Origin of the sequence: Azospirillum sp. A23 (assembly GCF_042938965.1) — a bacterium.
Classification (GTDB): Bacteria; Pseudomonadota; Alphaproteobacteria; order Azospirillales; family Azospirillaceae; genus Azospirillum; species Azospirillum melinis.
Genome location: NZ_CP170667.1, coordinates 2051263 through 2068358 on the forward strand (window position 1 = coordinate 2051263; position 17096 = coordinate 2068358).

Below are 17096 nucleotides of genomic sequence, written 5' to 3' on the forward strand. Positions count from 1 at the left end.
TGTTGGGTGGAGGGGTGGTTACTGGATGGCGGTCACTGGATCGTCTTGGGACCCTTGACGTCGCTCGGCCCGCCTTCCGGCAGGATGCCGAGGCGCCGCGCGACCTCCTGATAGGCTTCCTCGACACGGCCCAGATCCTGGCGGAACCGGTCCTTGTCCAGCTTCTCGTTGGTCTTGACGTCCCACAGGCGGCAGTTGTCGGGGCTGATCTCGTCCGCCAGAACGATCCGCATCTCCTCGTTCTCCCACAGCCGGCCGAACTCCAGCTTGAAGTCCACCAGCTTGAGGCCGATGCCGAGGAAGAGGCCGGACAGATAGTCGTTCACGCGCAGGCTGAGCGCGACCATGTCGTCGAGATCCTGGGGAGCCGCCCAACCGAAGGCGGTGATGTGCTCCTCCGAGACCATCGGGTCGTTCAGCTCGTCCGACTTGTAGTAGTATTCGATGATCGACCGCGGCAGCGGCGTGCCTTCGGGAATGCCGAAGCGGCGCGACAGGCTGCCGGCGGCGACGTTGCGGACGACGACCTCGATCGGGATGATCTCCACCTCGCGCACCAGCTGCTCGCGCATGTTCAGGCGGCGCATGAAGTGCGTCGGCACGCCGATCTCGGAGAGACGACTCATCAGATACTCGGAGATGCGGTTGTTCAGCACCCCCTTGCCGGTGATGACGCCCTTCTTCTGGTTGTTGAAGGCGGTGGCGTCGTCCTTGAAGTACTGCACCAGGGTGCCCGGCTCCGGCCCTTCGAAGAGTACCTTGGCCTTGCCTTCGTAGATGCGCCGGCGTCGTGTCATCGCGTCTTCGTCCAAATACGTAAGGACCGGTCAAGCGAGCTTGCCGGCCCAGGAATGTGCCTGAGTGATATAGCAAGCCGGGTGCGCGAACACAACGACGGGGGCTGGAGGGCAGGATTGTGCCGCCGGTTTACAGGTCCGCCGCCTCACAGCTCCACCGGCGCATAGTCCACCGCATGCGGCCGGCCGGGAGCGAAGTGCCAGATCGGGTTCAGGTCGGGACGCTCCACCCGCGGCACCGCGAGAAGCGAACTGGACGAGGTTCCGAAGCCGCTGGGCAGCAGGAAATCCATGGCGCCGCGCTCGTCCGGCGTGCCCTCCCAGATACGGCTTCCCATCAGCTCCGGCCAGCCGCCCCAGGCGAAGGTCTCCGCGTCGAGCGCGTCGAGGGTCGGCGGAATGGCATGCTCGAACAGCGGGCGGTAGAAGGCGGTGCGCGGGTCCTGCGGGTCGTCCATCTCGAAGGCGGTCAGCATGTGGACGCCGGCGGGGATCGACGACACCTCCGGCCGGTGGCGCGGGTTGGCGCCGCGGTGGACGACCAGGAAAGCGTCGCGGTTGTCGGCGATCACCAGATTGAACGGGCGATAGGCGCGGATGTCGAGGTCGGCGAAGCTGCGCGCCGCATCGGCGGCGTCGGCATGGTCGAGCGCATCCAGCACCAGTTCGCCGCGCGACCGCTTGCCGGCCTCCGGCCCCAGCGTGCCGAAGCGGTTGAGGATGACCGCCACCACCCCCTCGTCGTTCAGCCCCATCCAGGAGCCGCCCGCCAGCTCGTCGAGCCCGGCGACCACGTTGGGGCGGTCGGGCCAGTGGCGGGCCGGGGGCAGCCAGGGGCGTCCCACCATCTCGTCACGGTTCCCGGCGACGACCAGCGGCCAGGTTGCATCGGGTCGCCGCAGGAGAATCACACTGCACATGCCTTGCCCTGTCTTCGGTTGCGTCTGTGGGGGGTTGCGTCTCTGGGGATGCCGGCCTTCGGCGTCGTCGGTATTTGGTGGTGACAGCCTTGGATGTCGCTTGGGGGTATCCCGCCACCCGGGGAGGCTCTGCAGAATATCCGCGGGTGCGACGCGGCGGGACAGTGACGACAGCCGCCTTCGGGCTATATTATCCTTATATAAGGGAGCGAAACCAATAAAGGAGCCTGGGTCCCCATGACGACCTTCGACGACCGCGAAAAGGCCTTCGAGAACAAGTTCCAGCACGACGAGGACCTGCTCTTCCGCATCCGCGCCCGGCGCGACCGGCTGGCCGGCGAATGGGCCGCCGACCTGATGGGGCTGTCCGGTGCCGACGCCGAGGCCTATGCCCGCCAGATCGTGGACACCGACATCGCAACCCCCGGCCCGCACGACATCCGGGACAAGCTGAGCGCCGACCTGCACGCCCGCGGGGTCGATATCTCCGACCACCGCGTCGAAAAGCAGATGGCGCATTTCCTGGACATCGCGCGCCAGCAGGTGACGCAAGCCTGATCGGATCGGGCCTCTGCACGTCCTTAGCGACCCCGCCGACCCGATCCCGGCGGGGCGCCTATTCCGCTGCGCGGTGCAGGACGCGCTGGCCGGCATAGTCGGCGATGCGGCGGATCAGCGTGTCGATATCGCCCTTCAGCCGCGCGAACCCATCGTGGCGCTCCAGCGTCTCCTCGTTCATGTAGAGGCGCCGGTTGATCTCCAGCTGGATCGAATGGCGGCCGCGCGCCGGCTCGCCATAGCGCGCCAGCAGTTCCACACCCTTGTAAGGATCGTTGATCGCCACCCGATGGCCGAGGCCGCGCAGGGTGTCCGCCACCAGCCGGACGAAATCCGGCTCGCTGGTGGTGCCATCGCGGTCGCCGATGACGAAATCCACCGCCAGCGGATCGCGCCCGTCCGGCCGCAGCGATGACGGCATGGAATGGCAGTTGACGTGCCACACGACGCCGAACCGATCCGCCAGCCCATCCAGCGCCATCCGCATCTGGGCATGGTAGGGGCGGTAATAGCGGTCGATGCGGCCGGCAACCACCGACGCCGGCAGCTTCCCGTCATAGAGCGGAACACCCGGCCGCAGCATGGCCCGGATCAGCCCCATGCCCAGCGTGCTGCGCGGGGTCGGACGCACCGGCAGCAGCAGGTCGCCGTCGATCATCGCCGGGTCGATGTCGTCGACGGCGCGGTTCACGTCGATGCAGGTCCGCGGGAACAGCGCGCACAGCAGGGTGGCGCCATGGTCGGGGGCCGTGGCGAACAGATCCTCGACATGGGTGTCCTCGGCCTGACGCAGCAGCGGATGCGGGCAGATCACCCGGAAATCGTCGGGATAGACGCTGCCGCTGTGCGGCGAATCGAACAGCACCGGAAGGCGCCGGCCGACCGGGTCGTTGCGGACCAGAACGTCATCGATCACGAAGCTCATCGACCGGCTCCGACCAGACAACCCTCAACCAGATCGCCCCCAACCAGGTAGCCCGAGTGGAACAACCGCCAGTTCAAGTGCCGCAACGTCCACCGCCGCCCTTATCGATCCGGCGGATCCTATAACCCATGCGTCAACTCGCAGTCGACGGCAATTCGTCATGATGCTGCTATGCCGCCGCAACATTGCGCTAGGCGCATCAGCCAAAAAAACCGCGGCGGCGCACCGGCCCGCACTGGCGTGGACTCGCTTGGTTCGCCATACTGTTCGGAGCGCCCACCGCTGGCGAGCTTGCCGCTTGACCGACCCGCTCTTCGCCCCCGTAGAACTCACGCCGCCGGACATCGCGCCCTACCGGCGCGGCAACACCGGCGTCGACCACGTCACCAGCCTGTCGGCGGCAGAGCCCGGGCCGCATGTGGTGCTGAACGCGCTCGTCCACGGCAACGAACTGTGCGGCGCCATAGCGCTGGACGCCCTGCTGCGCATGGGACTGCGGCCGACGCGCGGACGGCTGACCTTCGTCTTCGCCAATACCGCGGCCTACGCCACCTTCGACCGCCAGAACCCTTACGCGTCGCGCTATCTGGACGAGGATTTCAACCGGCTGTGGTCGCCCGAGCATCTCGACGGCCGGCGCGACAGCATCGAGCTTCGCCGCGCCCGCGCCCTGCGGCCGGTCTATGAATCGGCGGATTTGCTGCTCGATCTCCATTCGATGACGGCGGACACGGCACCGCTGACCCTGTGCGGACGGACCACGCGCGGGCGCGATCTGGCGCTCGGCCTCGGCTATCCGGCCTGGGTGGTGGCGGACGGCGGTCATGCCGGGGGCAAGAGGCTGATCGATTACGGCAACTTCGCCAAGCCCGAGGGGTCGCACACCGCCATCCTGGTCGAATGCGGCCAGCATTGGCGGACGGAAACCGCGACGGTGGCGCTGGAAAGCTGCCTGCGCCTGCTTCTCGGGCTGGAGATGATAGACCAGCCGGCGAACGGTCCGCGCCTGCGCCCGCGAACCGATCCGCAGCGGCTGGTCGAGGTCACCGAGGCCATCACCGCCGCCAGCGAGCGCTTCCGCTTCACCGCCCCCTTCGTCGGGATGGAGGTGATCGGCCGCGCCGGCACCGTCATCGGCTGGGACGACGCCCGCGCGATCCAGACCCCTTATAACGACTGCGTTCTCATCATGCCCGCCCGCCGCGTGAAATCCGGCCAGACAGCGGTGCGGCTGGGGCGGATCGTCGGCTGACGGTGGCGGCGGGGCCGGACTGCCCCTCTTATTTAACCGCCGGCTTGCCCTTCGTCCAGGTCGCGTTCGCGCTGAACAGCGGCACAGTGGAGATCGAGGTCTTGGCCGAGGCGTCCTTCACCTGTCGGCTGTACACCACATAAACCAGCGTGTCGTTCGGCCGGTCATAGATGCGGCGGATGGCGATCGACTTGAAGATCAGGCTTTTCCGTTCGGAGAAGACCTCCTCCCCCTTCTGCGACAGGTCGATGTCGCCGACGGTGACCGCCCCGGTCTGGCGGCAGGCGATGGAGGCGTTGGACGGATCCTCGAACCAGTTGCCCTTGCTCAGCCGGTCGATCAGGCTGCGGTCGAAATCGACCAGATGGCAGGTGATCCCCTTCACCTTGGGGTCCTCGATGGCCTGGACCTGCAGGCCGTTGCCGGTCCAGTCGTTGGAGAAGCGGCCGATCACGTCGTCCGCCAGCGCCGCCGAGGGCAGTGCCAGCCCGGCGGTCAGCAGGCCCAGAACCAAAAGGCCGGCGGAAACGTTCATCAGGGGAAACGGGCTGCGCATCGCGACTGGGTCTCCGGCAAGGACGGGCGGGGACCGCGGGCCGCGCGGTCCGGCAAAACACTCCCCTAGATCGGAGGATCGGGTGCCACCGTCAAGCGCCCTCCTTCGGAGGTCCGGCCACCGCGATGACAGACCGCAGCCAGTTCGCCTCGATTCCCCCCGCGCATCCCCCTGCGCCAGAGGCTCCGCTTGCCGGCACGCCGGAACCGGCGACCGAACCTCTGCCCCCGCCCGGTCATCGCCGCAATGCGCAAACCATCGCCACCGTCGGCCTGTTCGTCATCGCCGTGCTGTTCGCGCTGTATTTCGGGCGCGACGTGCTGCTGCCGATCATGCTGGCGCTGATCCTGAGCTTCCTGCTTCGGCCGCTGGTCCGCGCCCTCTACCGCGTCCGCGTGCCAGAGGGCATCGGCGCCGCCATCATGGTGGTATCGCTGTTCGGCGGCGTGCTGCTGGCGGTCTACACCCTGTCAGGCCCGGCGGCGGAGTGGGTCAACCGCATGCCCCGGGTCATGCACGAGCTGGAGTTCAAGCTGGGCGACATCCGTGCCGGCATCGACCGCGCCCGCGAAGCGTCGCGCCAGATCGAGCAGATCACCAAGGAGACCGGCAACCAGGCCGGACCGGTGCGCGAGGTGGTGGTGCGCGGTCCGACGCTGATGGAGCAGGCGGTCAGCCAGGTCGAAACGGTGCTGGCCAATGTCGTGATCCTGCTGGTGCTGCTCTACTTCTTCCTCGCCCGCGGCCGGCATTCTCTGGAGGCGCTGATCGGCACCATGCGCAACGTCGACGACCGCGTGCATTACGCGATGGTCGCGGCGACGCTGCAGCAGAACATCGCCGCCTATCTGCTGACCATCACCCTGATCAACGCGATTTTGGGGTTGGCGACCGGCCTGTTGATGTGGCTGTGGGGGCTGCCCAATCCGGCGCTGTGGGGGGTGATGGTGGCGCTGGCCAACTACATCCCCTTCATCGGCCCGGCGGTGATGACCGGCGTGCTCTTCCTGGTGTCGGTCCTGACCTTCGACGGCCTCGGCACCATCATCCTGCCGCCGCTGTCCTTCGTGGCGCTGACGACGATCGAGGGCAATTTCCTCACCCCGATGATCGTCGGCCGCCGGCTGTCGCTGAACCCCATCGCGGTGTTCGTGTCGATCCTGTTCTGGGGCTGGCTGTGGGGCATCCCCGGCGCGCTGCTGGCCGTGCCGATCCTGGCGATCCTGAAGATCCTGTTCGACGCGCACGAACCGCTGAAGCCGGTCGGAGCACTGCTGGGCGACTGAGCGGGGCCAAGGCCCCCTCAAACCCCTTTCACGCCACCGAGGCCAGCGGCAGATTCACCAGCAGGTTCTGCGGCTTCAGCTTCAGCCGCCGCGCTTCCGTCATCGCCAGCCCCAGATAGACCGGCCTACCGGCGAGGTCGGGGCGCATGGCGGCGGGATCGGCGAAGTCCAGGCGGAACAAAGCGAGGATGCGGGCCAGCCGCTCCTCCCCAACCTCGACCCCGTTGTACAGGTCGTTGAGGATCGCGGTGGCGGCACTGTCCAGCCCGACATGCCAGACCCAACGGTCGTCGCGGATGTTCTGCACCGGCTGGATGCTGACGGTTACCCCCAGGAAATGCCCGACCCAGGCCTCCAGCACGCGGGCCAGCGCATCCAGCCCGGCGGCGGCGAAGGTGATGTCCAGCACCGTGTCGTGCCGGCCGTCGCGGCCCCAGTAGAGCGGGTGGTTGGTCTCGTCCAGAATGTCCAGCTCGACGCTGCGCGGGGCGGTGCCGGCTTCCACGACGAGACGGCCGAGCGAGCCGAAGCCGCCGGAGGCCGCCATCGTCTCCACGATCTCGGCATCGGCGACGCGGACGCGGCCGTCCTCCACCGACACCGTCTGCTCGCGGAAGAACAGCTCCCCCGCCCGCGCCCGCAGGCCGGACGGCGTTTCGTCCAGGATGCCGCGCAGGATGGCGTGGACCAGCTGGTCGATGAACAGGCCGGGCACGCCGCGGGCGCCCTCACGGAACAGGCGGATGTAGCAGCCCTCCAACGTCCCGGCGGCGAGCAGCCGGTCGCGGAAGGCCAGCCAGACCTGGAAATTCTCCCGTGCGTCCGCATCGGCGATGGCATCGATCAGCGGAGCCGGCACGATCCGCGCCGGATCGTCCAGCAAGGCGGCGTGCAGCGTGCGTTCCGCGTCGCAGGCCTCCTCCGGTGGGCGCATCTCGGGCCGGAGCAGGTAGGCGCGCAGGAAATCGGGCGTCACCGCCAGATGGTTGTCGGCGTCGCGGGTCAACAGGTGGAAACCGGACGCCGTCCAGAAATCGGTCATGCTGCTGGGCACCTTTGGTCCTGAAGGGGCCTATCCGACGACAGAGCCGCCGGCCGGCGCAAGTGTCTTGTGCGAGGCCCCAGTGCCGAGGGTCCTGTCGAGAAAGGCGTCGATGTCCGCCCACACCCGGTCGCGGATGGCGTCGCCTTCCATCAGCAGCTCGTGCCGGGCGCCGGGATAGCCGACGACATGGGCGTTGCCGAGCCGGGCGGCCACCATCTGGTGGGCCTCCGCCCGCACCACCCGGTCCTCCGGCGCGCTCAGCAGTAGCACCGGCGTGCGCACCCGTTCCAGCGGCAGGACGCGGCGCAGCGCATCCTCCGCATCCAGGGCGGCGGCGACCCAGGCGAAGCTGACCCCGCCGACGCGCAGCTCCGGCCGCTCGGCATAGGGGGTGTGGAAGGCGGCGTAGCGTCGCGGGTCGGTCGTGATCTTGTTGTCCCGACCGAAGCTCCCCTCCGCCGGGTCGTAATCGCCCTGGCCCAGCGCATAGCGCGCGCCCCAGCCGCAGGCGAGCCCGAGGCTGGCCAGCACCCGCACCAGCCAGCGCGGCAGCGGCCCGCTGTGGATGGCGTACATCGGCGCCGCCAGCAGAACGGCTGCGTAGCGGTCCGGATCGTCATCGGCATGGCGGACAAGCGCCAGCGTCGCCACCAGCCCACCCATCGAATGGGCCAGCACGATCACCGGGCCGCCCGTCTCGGCCGCGACCGGCGCCACCACCTGCCGATGGACCTCGTCGAGATCGTCCACCAGCGTCGCGAAATCGGTCAGGTGATGGATCTGCCGGTTGGGCAAGGGCCGGTCGGACAGGCCCTGGTTGCGCCAGTCGAACGCCACGACGCGGAAGCCGCGGGCGGTCAGGGCCTCCGCGGTTTCGGCATATTTCTCGATGAACTCCGCCCGGCCGGTCAGCACCAGCGCCGTGCCGCGGGCCCGCTCCGGCACCGGCCAGACGGCGACGCGCAGCCGAACCCCGTCGGGCATCGCCACGTGACGTATCTCAGCCGGGGCGGAAACACCATTGGCGAGGCGATCCGCCGCAAATTCGGATGCAGTCCAGGCGGCATCATCGGCCATGCTTTCTCCCCTGACCGTTGTGTTGCGGACCGGAAGGGCACCCCCGAGGGCAACCCACTCCGAATTCGTCAAGATATTAGAAACCAGAAATAGTGGCGATGTCTTGTATCGACTCTGCGAGGGAACTCTTTTCCTTGAATGGCGTTGGTCCGCCGTTGGAGGTGTACAGATGAAGACAACACGCATCATCGTCCTGGCGCTGACCGCCGCGACCCTGAGCGGGACTGCCGTCCCGGTGCTGGCGAACGAGAAGGCCAAGGTTCCGCCCGTGCATGTAGAGCATGAGGATGGCGAGGAGATCCTCGTCCACAAGGGGGAAGCGTCCTTCTACAGCCAGAAGTTCCACGGCCGCACCACGGCAAGCGGCGAAACGATGAACCAGAACAAGCCGACCGCCGCCTCGCGCACCCTGCCGCTGGGTGCCAAGGCCACCGTCACCAATCAGGAGAACGGCAAGAGCGTCGACGTCATCGTCAACGACCGCGGCCCCTATGTCGACGGCCGCGTGATCGACCTGTCGCGTTCCGCCGCCAAGAAGCTGGACATGATCGACGATGGCACCGCCCCGGTGAAGGTCGAGGTCAAGCCGTCGGAACAGCCGACCGACACCGCCCGCGAAAAGGTGGAGGAGAAGGTCGACCAGCTGACCCCCGGCAATCAGGTCGCCCAGGGCGACGGCAACCGGAACAGCGGAAACAGCGGCGGGAGCAGAAGCGACACAGTGTCGCACTCCGGCTCCGGCAAGTAATGCTGCGGCGCGGCGAAAAGGGTTTCCGATTCGCCGCGCCGACCGCCCCATTTTTATTGCATCGCCGAACCAACAGTCACCATACGGTCAAACCGTTGAAAAGAACGGGACTTCGCCACCGGCGCCCCAGCCGGTGACCAAACAGTCACCCCCACGGTGCCACATCCACCGGAGCGGCCCAAGCTTTTGCGATAAGCCCATGATCCGCCGCGATTTCTCCTGAAATACCTCAGCCGGCAAGTAATCCTTTACCGCCATGCCGGCTTCCATTGCGGCGAAGCCTGCCGGAGCGAGCGGCCGGCTTCCTCGCGGACTTGTGCGGAACGTTAGAGATTTTTTTGCATTTTTGGAGGAGACGTGGTGCCATTCCCATCGCTGCGGTGCACACGACGCATTGCAGCGAACGGCACGGCGCCCGGGCGTCAGATGCCGGAACAGGCACCGAGAGAAAGAGGAATTGCTGCGATGGACGACGTGCGTCAGGTCCGCAAGGATACCGAAGGCTACTGCATCGAAGACCTGTCCGTCGGCATGACGGCCAGCTTCGCCAAGACGGTGACGGAAGCCGACATCGTCCTGTTCGCGGGCATTTCCGGCGACACCAACCCGGTCCACATCAACCAGGAATATGCCGCCACCACCATGTTCCAGGGCCGCATCGCCCACGGCATGCTGACGGTCGGCTTCATCTCGGCCGTTCTGGGTACCAAGCTGCCGGGGCCGGGCTGCATCTACATGAGCCAGACCCTGAAGTTCAAGGCGCCGGTCCGCGCCGGCGACACCGTCACCGCCCGCGCCACCATCACCGAACTGATCCCGGAAAAGCGCCGCTGCGTCATCAAGACGGTTTGCACCGTCGGCGAGACCGTGGTGGTCGAAGGCGAAGCGCTGCTGATGGTTCCGTCCCGCGGTTGATTTGCCGCGGTTGATCGATCACGGCCTGTCTGCGAGCGTAAAACACGCCGGCGCGTTTACCCCGCGCCGGCGTCGGTCTATATAGACGCCCGAGCAAGCGGACCCGCCGGGGTCCGCCCACAGCACCGGGGCGCGCATGCGACTGTACAGACACACCGCCGACCTGCCGGCCGAAGAGCGGGGCGCCGTCGTGGCGCTCGGCAATTTCGACGGCGTCCATCGCGGGCATCAGACGGTCATCGGCACCGCCCAGCGCCTTGCCGCGGAACTGGGGGCGCCGTCCGCCGTCGTCACCTTCGAACCGCACCCGCGCAGCGTCTTCCGTCCCGACGACCCGCCCTTCCGCCTGACGCCCTTCCGCGTCAAGACCCGCCACATCGAGGCGCTGGGCGTCGACCAGCTGATCGTCTGCCATTTCGATGACGGCTTCCGCCACAAGACCGCGCAGGCCTTCGTCGACGAGATCCTGGTCGGCGGGCTGGGCGTGCGGCATGTCGTCTGCGGCTATGACTTCCTGTTCGGGCACAGGCGGTCGGGCGATCCCGCCTTCCTGCTGCAGGCCGGACGCGCCCAGGGCTTCGGCGTGACCGAGGTCGGGCCGGTGTCCGACGAACAGGGCGGCGTCTATTCCTCCACCCGCGTGCGCGACGCGCTGACCGCCGGCCGGCCGCGCGAGGCCGCCCATGTGCTGGGCCATCCGTGGGAGATCGAAGGGCGCGTCGTCCATGGCGACCAGCGCGGCCGCACCATCGGCTTCCCCACCGCCAACATCGAGCTGGGCGAGTATCTGCGTCCGGCCTTCGGCGTCTATGCGGTGCGCGCCGGCATCGACCGCGCCGGCGAGACGGTCTGGCTGCCGGGCGTCGCCAATCTCGGCGCCCGCCCCACGGTGGACGGCACGGTGGCACGGCTGGAGGCCCACCTGTTCGATGTCGATCTCGACCTGTACGATTTGCATCTGCGCGTCCAGATGATCGATTTCCTGCGGCCGGAGATGAAGTTCCCCAGCTTCGATGCGCTGAAGGACCAGATCGTGCAGGATGCCGCCGCCGCCCGCGCCGTGCTGGCGGCCGGCTGACGGGAGGGGAATCGGAATGGGCCAAGGGGTGGAACGCATCCTGATGCTGCTGTTCATGCTGAACCAGGGGGGCCCGACCACGCTGGAGTTCGCCAGCCTGGAGCAGTGCAAGGCGGCCGAGCCGATCATCATCCAGAATTACCGCGAGATGACCGGCAACACCGTGCTGTCGCGCTGTATCCGCATGACGCTGCCGGCCAACTGACCGCGCTGAACGCGCGACAGGCTTGGCAACGGCATTGAACAGGCGGCCTGCGATCCGCGCTGGCGGCGATGGTTTCCTCTGATACAGTGCCGCCCCGCCCCCGCTTCCCGCCGCAAGCCGCCCCGAATCCTCCCGAATCCCCATGCCCCGCCCAGACTCCCTGACCATCCGCATCCTGTTGACGGCGCTCGTCGCCTTCGGCCCGCTGTCCACCGACCTGTATCTGCCGTCGCTGCCGACGCTGGTACGGGTGTTCGGCACCGATGTCGCCACGGTGCAACTGACCCTGTCGATCTTCCTGGTCGGCTTCGCGGTGTCGCAGCTGGTCTATGGGCCGATGTCGGATCGGTTCGGCCGGCGCCCCACCCTGCTGGTGGGGGTGGCGATCTATCTGGCGGCCAGCGCCGTCTGCGCCATGACCAGCAGCATCGATGCGCTGATCGCCGCCCGCTTCTTCCAGGCGCTGGGCGCCTGCTGCGGACCGGTGGTGGCGCGCGCGGTGGTGCGCGACGTGTTCGGGCGCGACCGGGCGGCAACGGTGCTGGCCTATATGTCGATGGCGATGGCGCTCGCCCCGGCGGTGGGGCCGATGCTGGGCGGCGTGCTGACGGAATGGTTCGGCTGGCGCGCCAACTTCGTGCTGCTGACCGTCTTCGCCTGCTGCATCCTGGCCGCCGTCTGGTCGTTGCTGGGCGAGACCAACGCGCATCGCGACGAGGACGCCCTGAGGCCAAGCCGGCTGGCGGCGAACTATCTGCTTTTGCTGCGCAACCGCGGCTTCCTCGGCTATGTGCTGGTGGTCGCCTTCTCGTACAGCGGCATCTTCTCCTTCATCTCCGGCTCCTCCTTCGTGCTGATCGACCAGATGCACCTGACCCCGGCCCAGTATGGCGCCAGCTTCGGCGCGGTGGTGCTGGGCTACATGCTCGGCACCTTCCTGGCCGGGCGGCTGACGCCGCGGCTGGGCGGGGCGCGGATGATCCGGATCGGCACGCTGCTGTCGATGGGCGGCGGGCTGGTCGGCGGGGCGCTGGCGCTGGCCGGGGTGCTGCACCTGCTGGCCATCGTGGTGCCGGTCTTCCTGTTCATCCTGGGCACCGGACTGACCCTGCCGAACGCCAGCGCCAACGCCGTCGGTCCCTACGCCACCATGGCCGGGCTGGCCTCCTCGCTGCTGGGCTTCGCACAGATGGCCATCGCCGCGGTCATCGGCATTGTCGTCGGCCACATGAACGACGGCACCGCCCTGCCGATGATGGGGGCCATCGGGTTGGTCGCGCTGGGCGCCCTGCTGGCGCACCGGCTGCTGGTCATCCCCGCGGCGACGAGCGGGCGATCCGCCTGATCCGGCCCTGTTGGGAGGCGTGACGGGAGGAGTGGCGGGAGGTGCCGCGGCGTTTCCGAGCCTTCCCGTCGTCGTCGCCGTCCTCTTTGCCCAACTGTGGAAAACGATCCAGCAGGACGGTGAACAGGATCGTCACCAGCAGGCAGAGGCCCAGCGTCATCCCCGCCAGCATGTAGTATCCGGCGCCGCAGGCGATCCCCAGCGCACCGGCCACCCAGATCACCGCCGCGGTGGTCGCCCCGCGCACGGTGTCGCCCGAGCGGAACATCACGCCGGCGCTGATGAAGCCGACCGCCTGGGCCACGCCCTGGATGACGCGGACAGGATCGCTCGGCCGCTCGTCCCCCGTCGCCTGCAGCCCGGCGTAAAGCTCCAATGCGACCAGCGTGGTCAGCGCACAGCTGATGGATATCAGCGTATGCGTGCGCAACCCCGCCGCTTTGCCTCGCATCTCGCGGTCGAGTCCAAGCAAAGCGCCGCACAGGGCCGCCGCCAGCAGCCGCAGCCCGATTTCCCCGGCAGTCAGAACACTGGTCAAGCCCATGAAATTGCTCCGGTTTTTCCGCCCTCCAAACGGTCTGCCACTTTTTTGGGGCAGACGGCATTTTTCACTTTGCAATCGTTCGCGTTGGATCTATGTAACGCGAACTCGCAAGCGCACGTGCCGCTGGCCCGCCCCTCGGCGTCTCCGAGATGTGGTTATGCAACGACGTAACGCGTGATCCCCGACCGTCCCTTAAACAAGGCGGCGACTTGGAGGTTACGATGGTTGATGTTGTTGTGGGTGGGCGCGTGCTCACCCGTCTCCGAAATTTGCCGCTCCTGGACCATACGGACAGAACAGGGTTCTGTACGGGGAAATCCAGTATTGGCGGCTTGAGCGCCTGATCAGCTTTTTCAGTTGCTGATCGGCCCGCTCGGCCGCTCCGTTCCCCCCGACTTCGCCCGTTCCGTTCCATCATCTTGCGTCCCAGGAGACCTCGATGACCCAGAAGATTGCGCGCTTTTTCGAAGAGCAGCGCCCGCAGACCCCTTGCCTCGTCATCGACCTGGATGTCGTCGAGCAGAACTACAACGATCTGCACGACGCCCTGCCCGACGCCCGCATCTTCTATGCGGTGAAGGCGAACCCGGCCGCGGAAATCCTCAGCCTGCTGGCCCGTCTCGGCTCGGCCTTCGACTGCGCCTCGGTCCCGGAAATCCAGATGGCGCTGGCCGCCGGCGCCACCCCGGACCGCATCTCCTTCGGCAACACCATCAAGAAGGAAAGCGACGTCCGCCGTGCCTTCGAACTGGGCGTGCGCCTGTTCGCCTTCGACAGCGAGCCGGAACTGGAGAAGATCGAGCGCGCCGCCCCGGGCGCCCGCGTCTTCTGCCGCATCCTGACCTCGGGCGAAGGCGCCGAATGGCCGCTGTCGCGCAAGTTCGGCTGCGACCTGAAGATGGCGCGCGAGCTGCTGCTGAAGGCCCGCGACATGAACGTGCAGCCCTATGGCGTGTCGTTCCATGTCGGCTCTCAGCAGAAGGACCTGATGCAGTGGGATCACGCCATCTTCCAGGTGGCGCAGCTGTTCCGCGAGCTTGAGGTGCTGGGCGTCGACCTCGGCATGATCAACCTGGGCGGCGGCTTCCCCACCCGCTACCGCACCGACGTGCCGGAATGCACCGCCTATGGCCAGGCGATCTTCGACTCGCTGCGCACCCACTTCGGCAACCACCTGCCGGAGACCATCGTGGAGCCGGGTCGCGGCATGGTCGGCAGCGCCGGCATCATCGAAAGCGAAGTGGTCCTGGTGTCGCGCAAGTCGGCCGAGGACACCAAGCGCTGGGTCTATCTCGACATCGGCAAGTTCGGCGGTCTGGCCGAGACGATGGACGAGGCGATCCAGTACCCGATCGAGGTGCTGGGCGATGATCTGGAGAGCGACCGCGAGGCGGTGATTCTGGCCGGACCGACCTGCGACAGCGCCGACGTGCTGTACGAGCGTGCCGACTACAAGATGCCGGTGGACCTGAAGTGCGGCGACCGCGTGCGCATCCACGCCACCGGCGCCTACACCACGACCTACTCGGCCGTCTGCTTCAACGGCTTCGAGCCGCTCAAGCACTACTGCATCTGAGGATGCGGGGCGGGGCGCTGCGCTGCCCGGCAGTCCGCCAAGAGAAAGCCCGCCTGCCGGTTCACCCGGCGGCGGGCTTTCTCTTTTCCGGTCAGCTGTTTTTTGTGCAGCCTATTTCTTGAGCAGCCCCAAGTATCGGACAAAGAAAAAGGCCGCCTCCGATCAACGGAAGCGGCCTTTTTCAGTGCGTTCGCCGGCCGGCGTACAGGCGCTCATTCGCGCCAGAACGGCTTCGACATCTCACGCTCGGCATCCAGGCGGCTGAAGCCGATGTCCTGGAGCATACGGTCGTCCAGATAGCCCAGCTCGCGGCGGGTGACGACGCGCTGGCGCCACAGGCCCAGCAGGTTCGAAGCGATTTCGACCACATGGCCGAAGGTGGTGTTGGCGTGGCCGGTCTCGGCGGAGTGCAGAAGGGTTGCCATGATGGAGATTCCTGAGATGTCTTGTTTTGGAGGGTCCGCCGGTCGGCGATCACGTCCTCCTTGTGTGGAAATATAATTATGCTTCTTTGGGCCATGTTGCCACCCCCGACGGCAACATGCCCGCTTTGCAGGCAGCGAAGAACTCGCCATGGAATGTCACCGATCTGTGGCAAATTCGTCATTGCGGATACTTACCGTTCGCCAGACTGACAATAAAGGACCCCCACACCGGCACCCCCTGGACAAGGCAGACCGACTTGGGCGATGTATTGTTTTACTTACGGATCAATCCAGCAGACCAGTGGACAGGCTCATGAGCAGCATCCCCAGCCCCGCCGGCTCCCCCGCTGGCCAGCAGTTCGAGACCATCGGCTTCGATGGCGACGACACGCTCTGGCACAATGAATCGCTGTTTTCGATGACGCAGGACCGCTTCCGCGCCCTGCTGGCCCACGCCGCCGACCCGACCGACCTGGACCGCCGCCTGCTGGAGGCGGAACGGGCGAACCTCAGCGTCTATGGCTACGGCATCAAGGGCTTCGTGCTGTCGATGATCGAGACGGCGATCGCCGTCACCGACGGCCATGTCCCCGCCCGTGACCTGCAAAGCCTGATCGACTTCGGCAAGGCGATGCTGGAGCATCCGGTGGAGCTTCTGCCCGGCGTGAAGGAGGTGGTGGAGGGGCTGGCCGGCCGTCACCGGCTGGTGCTGATCACCAAGGGCGACCTGTTCGACCAGGAAAGCAAGATCGCGCGCTCCGGCCTGTCGGACCTCTTCCACGCGGTGGAGATCGTCAGTGAAAAGGACCCGGCCACCTACCGTCGGGTGATGGACCGCCACGGCATCGATCCGGCCCGCTTCCTGATGGTCGGCAACTCGGTGCGTTCCGACATCCTGCCGGTGCTGGCGACCGGCGCCCATGCCGTCCATATCCCCTATGCCATCACCTGGGCCCACGAAGAGGCCGAGGTGCCCGATGAGCATTACCGCCGGCTGGAGTCGGTCCGCGACCTGCCGGCATTGCTGGCCGACTGGTAAGGAACCCTGACGATGACCCTGTCCACTCCCCTATCGCTCTTGGCCGACCTCGACGGCATCACGCCCGAAACCGGCGCACCGGCGGCCGAGCGCATCCTGTCGGGTGCGCCGGTCTTCACCAGCTGGAACGGCTACGAGTCGCCCGACGGCAAGCGGTTCGCCGGCACATGGCATTCGACGCCCGGCTCCTGGCGCATCGTCTATGACGAGTGGGAGTATTGCGAGATTCTGGAGGGCGAGAGCATCGTCGCCCATGACGATGGCCGGTCATGGACCTTGAAGGCCGGGGACCGTTTCGTTATCGAACCGGGTTTCCAGGGAAGCTGGACGGTGGCCGCAGCCACCACCAAGCGCTATGTGGTGATCCTGCCCTGACCCGCCCGCCTAGAGTCTGTCTGGTGCTTATTGAAGCACCAGACAGACTCCAAGCTTTTGGTTTCCCGTGTGATTCACGCGTCAAGCGATTCCGCTTGAACCGATCACACTCTAGCCGGTGATCTCGACGGACTGCTGGGCGGTGTTGTGGCTGAGAATGGTGACGGCCTTGCGCCCGATTTCCACCGCCAGCACGCCCAGGACGAGGATGGAGGCGACCAGCATCAGGCGGGCGATGTCGCGGGACCAGCCGCGCTTGCGGGCATTGGCACGGCGATGTGCGCGCTCTACGGCCCGCGCGGCGCGGCCGGGCAGACGCTGTCCCATCCAGGCGGTGGCGGCCATGATGCGCTCCCTCACCGTTCCCAACAATCGATATGCTTTTATATAAAATTTTATCTTGTTTGGCAAGGAGCGAGTCCCGCAGCGG

20 protein-coding genes are annotated in these 17096 nt (G+C 66.9%); 11 read left to right on the forward strand and 9 right to left on the reverse strand.

Translation table 11 applies throughout. The annotated features are described in order from the left end of the window. Positions 1-32: 32 nt before the first annotated feature. Together purC and ABNQ40_RS27025 are read right to left on the reverse strand one after the other, a co-directional pair. Positions 33-797 (reverse strand): phosphoribosylaminoimidazolesuccinocarboxamide synthase, encoded by a 765-nt coding sequence (purC, locus tag ABNQ40_RS27020; protein WP_042697247.1) that lies wholly within the window; start codon positions 795-797, stop codon positions 33-35. Positions 798-943: 146 nt separating this feature from the next. Continuing rightward, positions 944-1717 carry an NRDE family protein gene (locus ABNQ40_RS27025; RefSeq protein WP_109051308.1) on the reverse strand — a complete coding sequence of 258 codons (774 nt, stop codon included), beginning with the start codon at positions 1715-1717 and terminating at the stop codon, positions 944-946. 237 nt (positions 1718-1954) lie between these two features. Here ABNQ40_RS27025 and ABNQ40_RS27030 point away from each other — a divergent pair, with 237 nt between their 5' ends. Next, positions 1955-2275, forward strand: a complete 321-nt coding sequence (locus ABNQ40_RS27030; protein ID WP_109051309.1) for a DUF1476 domain-containing protein — start codon at positions 1955-1957, stop codon at positions 2273-2275. Between the two features lie 58 nt (positions 2276-2333). On the opposite strand, the gene ABNQ40_RS27035 is transcribed toward ABNQ40_RS27030, so the two are convergent. Further along, complete coding sequence (locus ABNQ40_RS27035; protein ID WP_109051310.1) at positions 2334-3200, reverse strand: N-formylglutamate amidohydrolase; 867 nt, start codon at positions 3198-3200, stop codon at positions 2334-2336. A gap of 298 nt (positions 3201-3498) precedes the next feature. On the opposite strand from ABNQ40_RS27035, the gene ABNQ40_RS27040 reads away from it, so the two are divergent. Beyond that, positions 3499-4452, forward strand: a complete 954-nt coding sequence (locus tag ABNQ40_RS27040; protein WP_109051311.1) for a succinylglutamate desuccinylase/aspartoacylase family protein — start codon at positions 3499-3501, stop codon at positions 4450-4452. 28 nt (positions 4453-4480) lie between these two features. Here ABNQ40_RS27040 and ABNQ40_RS27045 read toward each other — a convergent pair whose 3' ends face one another. Next, complete coding sequence (locus ABNQ40_RS27045) at positions 4481-5008, reverse strand: CreA family protein (RefSeq protein ID WP_109051312.1); 528 nt, start codon at positions 5006-5008, stop codon at positions 4481-4483. 125 nt (positions 5009-5133) lie between these two features. On the opposite strand from ABNQ40_RS27045, the gene ABNQ40_RS27050 reads away from it, so the two are divergent. Next, positions 5134-6294, forward strand: a complete 1161-nt coding sequence (locus tag ABNQ40_RS27050; RefSeq protein ID WP_247879967.1) for an AI-2E family transporter — start codon at positions 5134-5136, stop codon at positions 6292-6294. A 28-nt stretch (positions 6295-6322) separates the two neighbouring features. Here ABNQ40_RS27050 and ABNQ40_RS27055 read toward each other — a convergent pair whose 3' ends face one another. Together ABNQ40_RS27055 and ABNQ40_RS27060 are read right to left on the reverse strand one after the other, a co-directional pair. Then, positions 6323-7336: a DUF6352 family protein gene (locus tag ABNQ40_RS27055; protein ID WP_109051313.1), complete on the reverse strand. Its 1014-nt coding sequence runs from the start codon at positions 7334-7336 to the stop codon at positions 6323-6325. A gap of 30 nt (positions 7337-7366) precedes the next feature. After that, entirely contained in the window at positions 7367-8416 is a 1050-nt protein-coding gene (locus tag ABNQ40_RS27060; protein WP_109051314.1) for an alpha/beta hydrolase, read from the reverse strand. A gap of 169 nt (positions 8417-8585) precedes the next feature. On the opposite strand from ABNQ40_RS27060, the gene ABNQ40_RS27065 reads away from it, so the two are divergent. From ABNQ40_RS27065 to ABNQ40_RS27085, 5 genes are all read left to right on the forward strand, one after another. Beyond that, positions 8586-9164 carry a septal ring lytic transglycosylase RlpA family protein gene (locus ABNQ40_RS27065; RefSeq protein ID WP_109051315.1) on the forward strand — a complete coding sequence of 193 codons (579 nt, stop codon included), beginning with the start codon at positions 8586-8588 and terminating at the stop codon, positions 9162-9164. A 465-nt stretch (positions 9165-9629) separates the two neighbouring features. After that, a complete protein-coding gene (locus ABNQ40_RS27070; protein WP_012973248.1) occupies positions 9630-10079 on the forward strand; it encodes a MaoC family dehydratase in 450 nt (149 codons plus the stop codon). A 136-nt stretch (positions 10080-10215) separates the two neighbouring features. After that, positions 10216-11157 carry a bifunctional riboflavin kinase/FAD synthetase gene (locus ABNQ40_RS27075; protein WP_109051317.1) on the forward strand — a complete coding sequence of 314 codons (942 nt, stop codon included), beginning with the start codon at positions 10216-10218 and terminating at the stop codon, positions 11155-11157. A gap of 16 nt (positions 11158-11173) precedes the next feature. After that, a complete protein-coding gene (locus ABNQ40_RS27080) occupies positions 11174-11362 on the forward strand; it encodes a hypothetical protein (RefSeq protein WP_109051318.1) in 189 nt (62 codons plus the stop codon). 142 nt (positions 11363-11504) lie between these two features. Next, positions 11505-12707 (forward strand): multidrug effflux MFS transporter, encoded by a 1203-nt coding sequence (locus ABNQ40_RS27085; RefSeq protein ID WP_109051319.1) that lies wholly within the window; start codon positions 11505-11507, stop codon positions 12705-12707. Here the strand turns inward: ABNQ40_RS27085 and ABNQ40_RS27090 are convergent. After that, a complete protein-coding gene (locus ABNQ40_RS27090) occupies positions 12673-13251 on the reverse strand; it encodes an MgtC/SapB family protein (protein ID WP_109051320.1) in 579 nt (192 codons plus the stop codon). The genes ABNQ40_RS27085 and ABNQ40_RS27090 overlap by 35 nt on opposite strands. 439 nt (positions 13252-13690) lie before the next feature. On the opposite strand from ABNQ40_RS27090, the gene ABNQ40_RS27095 reads away from it, so the two are divergent. Then, complete coding sequence (locus ABNQ40_RS27095; RefSeq protein WP_109051321.1) at positions 13691-14827, forward strand: type III PLP-dependent enzyme; 1137 nt, start codon at positions 13691-13693, stop codon at positions 14825-14827. A 212-nt stretch (positions 14828-15039) separates the two neighbouring features. Here ABNQ40_RS27095 and ABNQ40_RS27100 read toward each other — a convergent pair whose 3' ends face one another. Further along, the gene (locus ABNQ40_RS27100; protein WP_098740467.1) at positions 15040-15252 is read right to left on the reverse strand and encodes a DUF1127 domain-containing protein; all 213 of its coding nucleotides are present in this window, start codon (positions 15250-15252) and stop codon (positions 15040-15042) included. A gap of 313 nt (positions 15253-15565) precedes the next feature. Here ABNQ40_RS27100 and ABNQ40_RS27105 point away from each other — a divergent pair, with 313 nt between their 5' ends. Together ABNQ40_RS27105 and ABNQ40_RS27110 are read left to right on the forward strand one after the other, a co-directional pair. Next, a complete protein-coding gene (locus ABNQ40_RS27105) occupies positions 15566-16291 on the forward strand; it encodes an HAD family hydrolase (protein WP_109051322.1) in 726 nt (241 codons plus the stop codon). Between the two features lie 12 nt (positions 16292-16303). Then, the gene (locus tag ABNQ40_RS27110) at positions 16304-16666 is read left to right on the forward strand and encodes a cupin domain-containing protein (protein ID WP_199235403.1); all 363 of its coding nucleotides are present in this window, start codon (positions 16304-16306) and stop codon (positions 16664-16666) included. 111 nt (positions 16667-16777) lie between these two features. On the opposite strand, the gene ABNQ40_RS27115 is transcribed toward ABNQ40_RS27110, so the two are convergent. Next, positions 16778-17011 carry a hypothetical protein gene (locus tag ABNQ40_RS27115; RefSeq protein ID WP_109051323.1) on the reverse strand — a complete coding sequence of 78 codons (234 nt, stop codon included), beginning with the start codon at positions 17009-17011 and terminating at the stop codon, positions 16778-16780. Positions 17012-17096 lie beyond the last annotated feature (85 nt).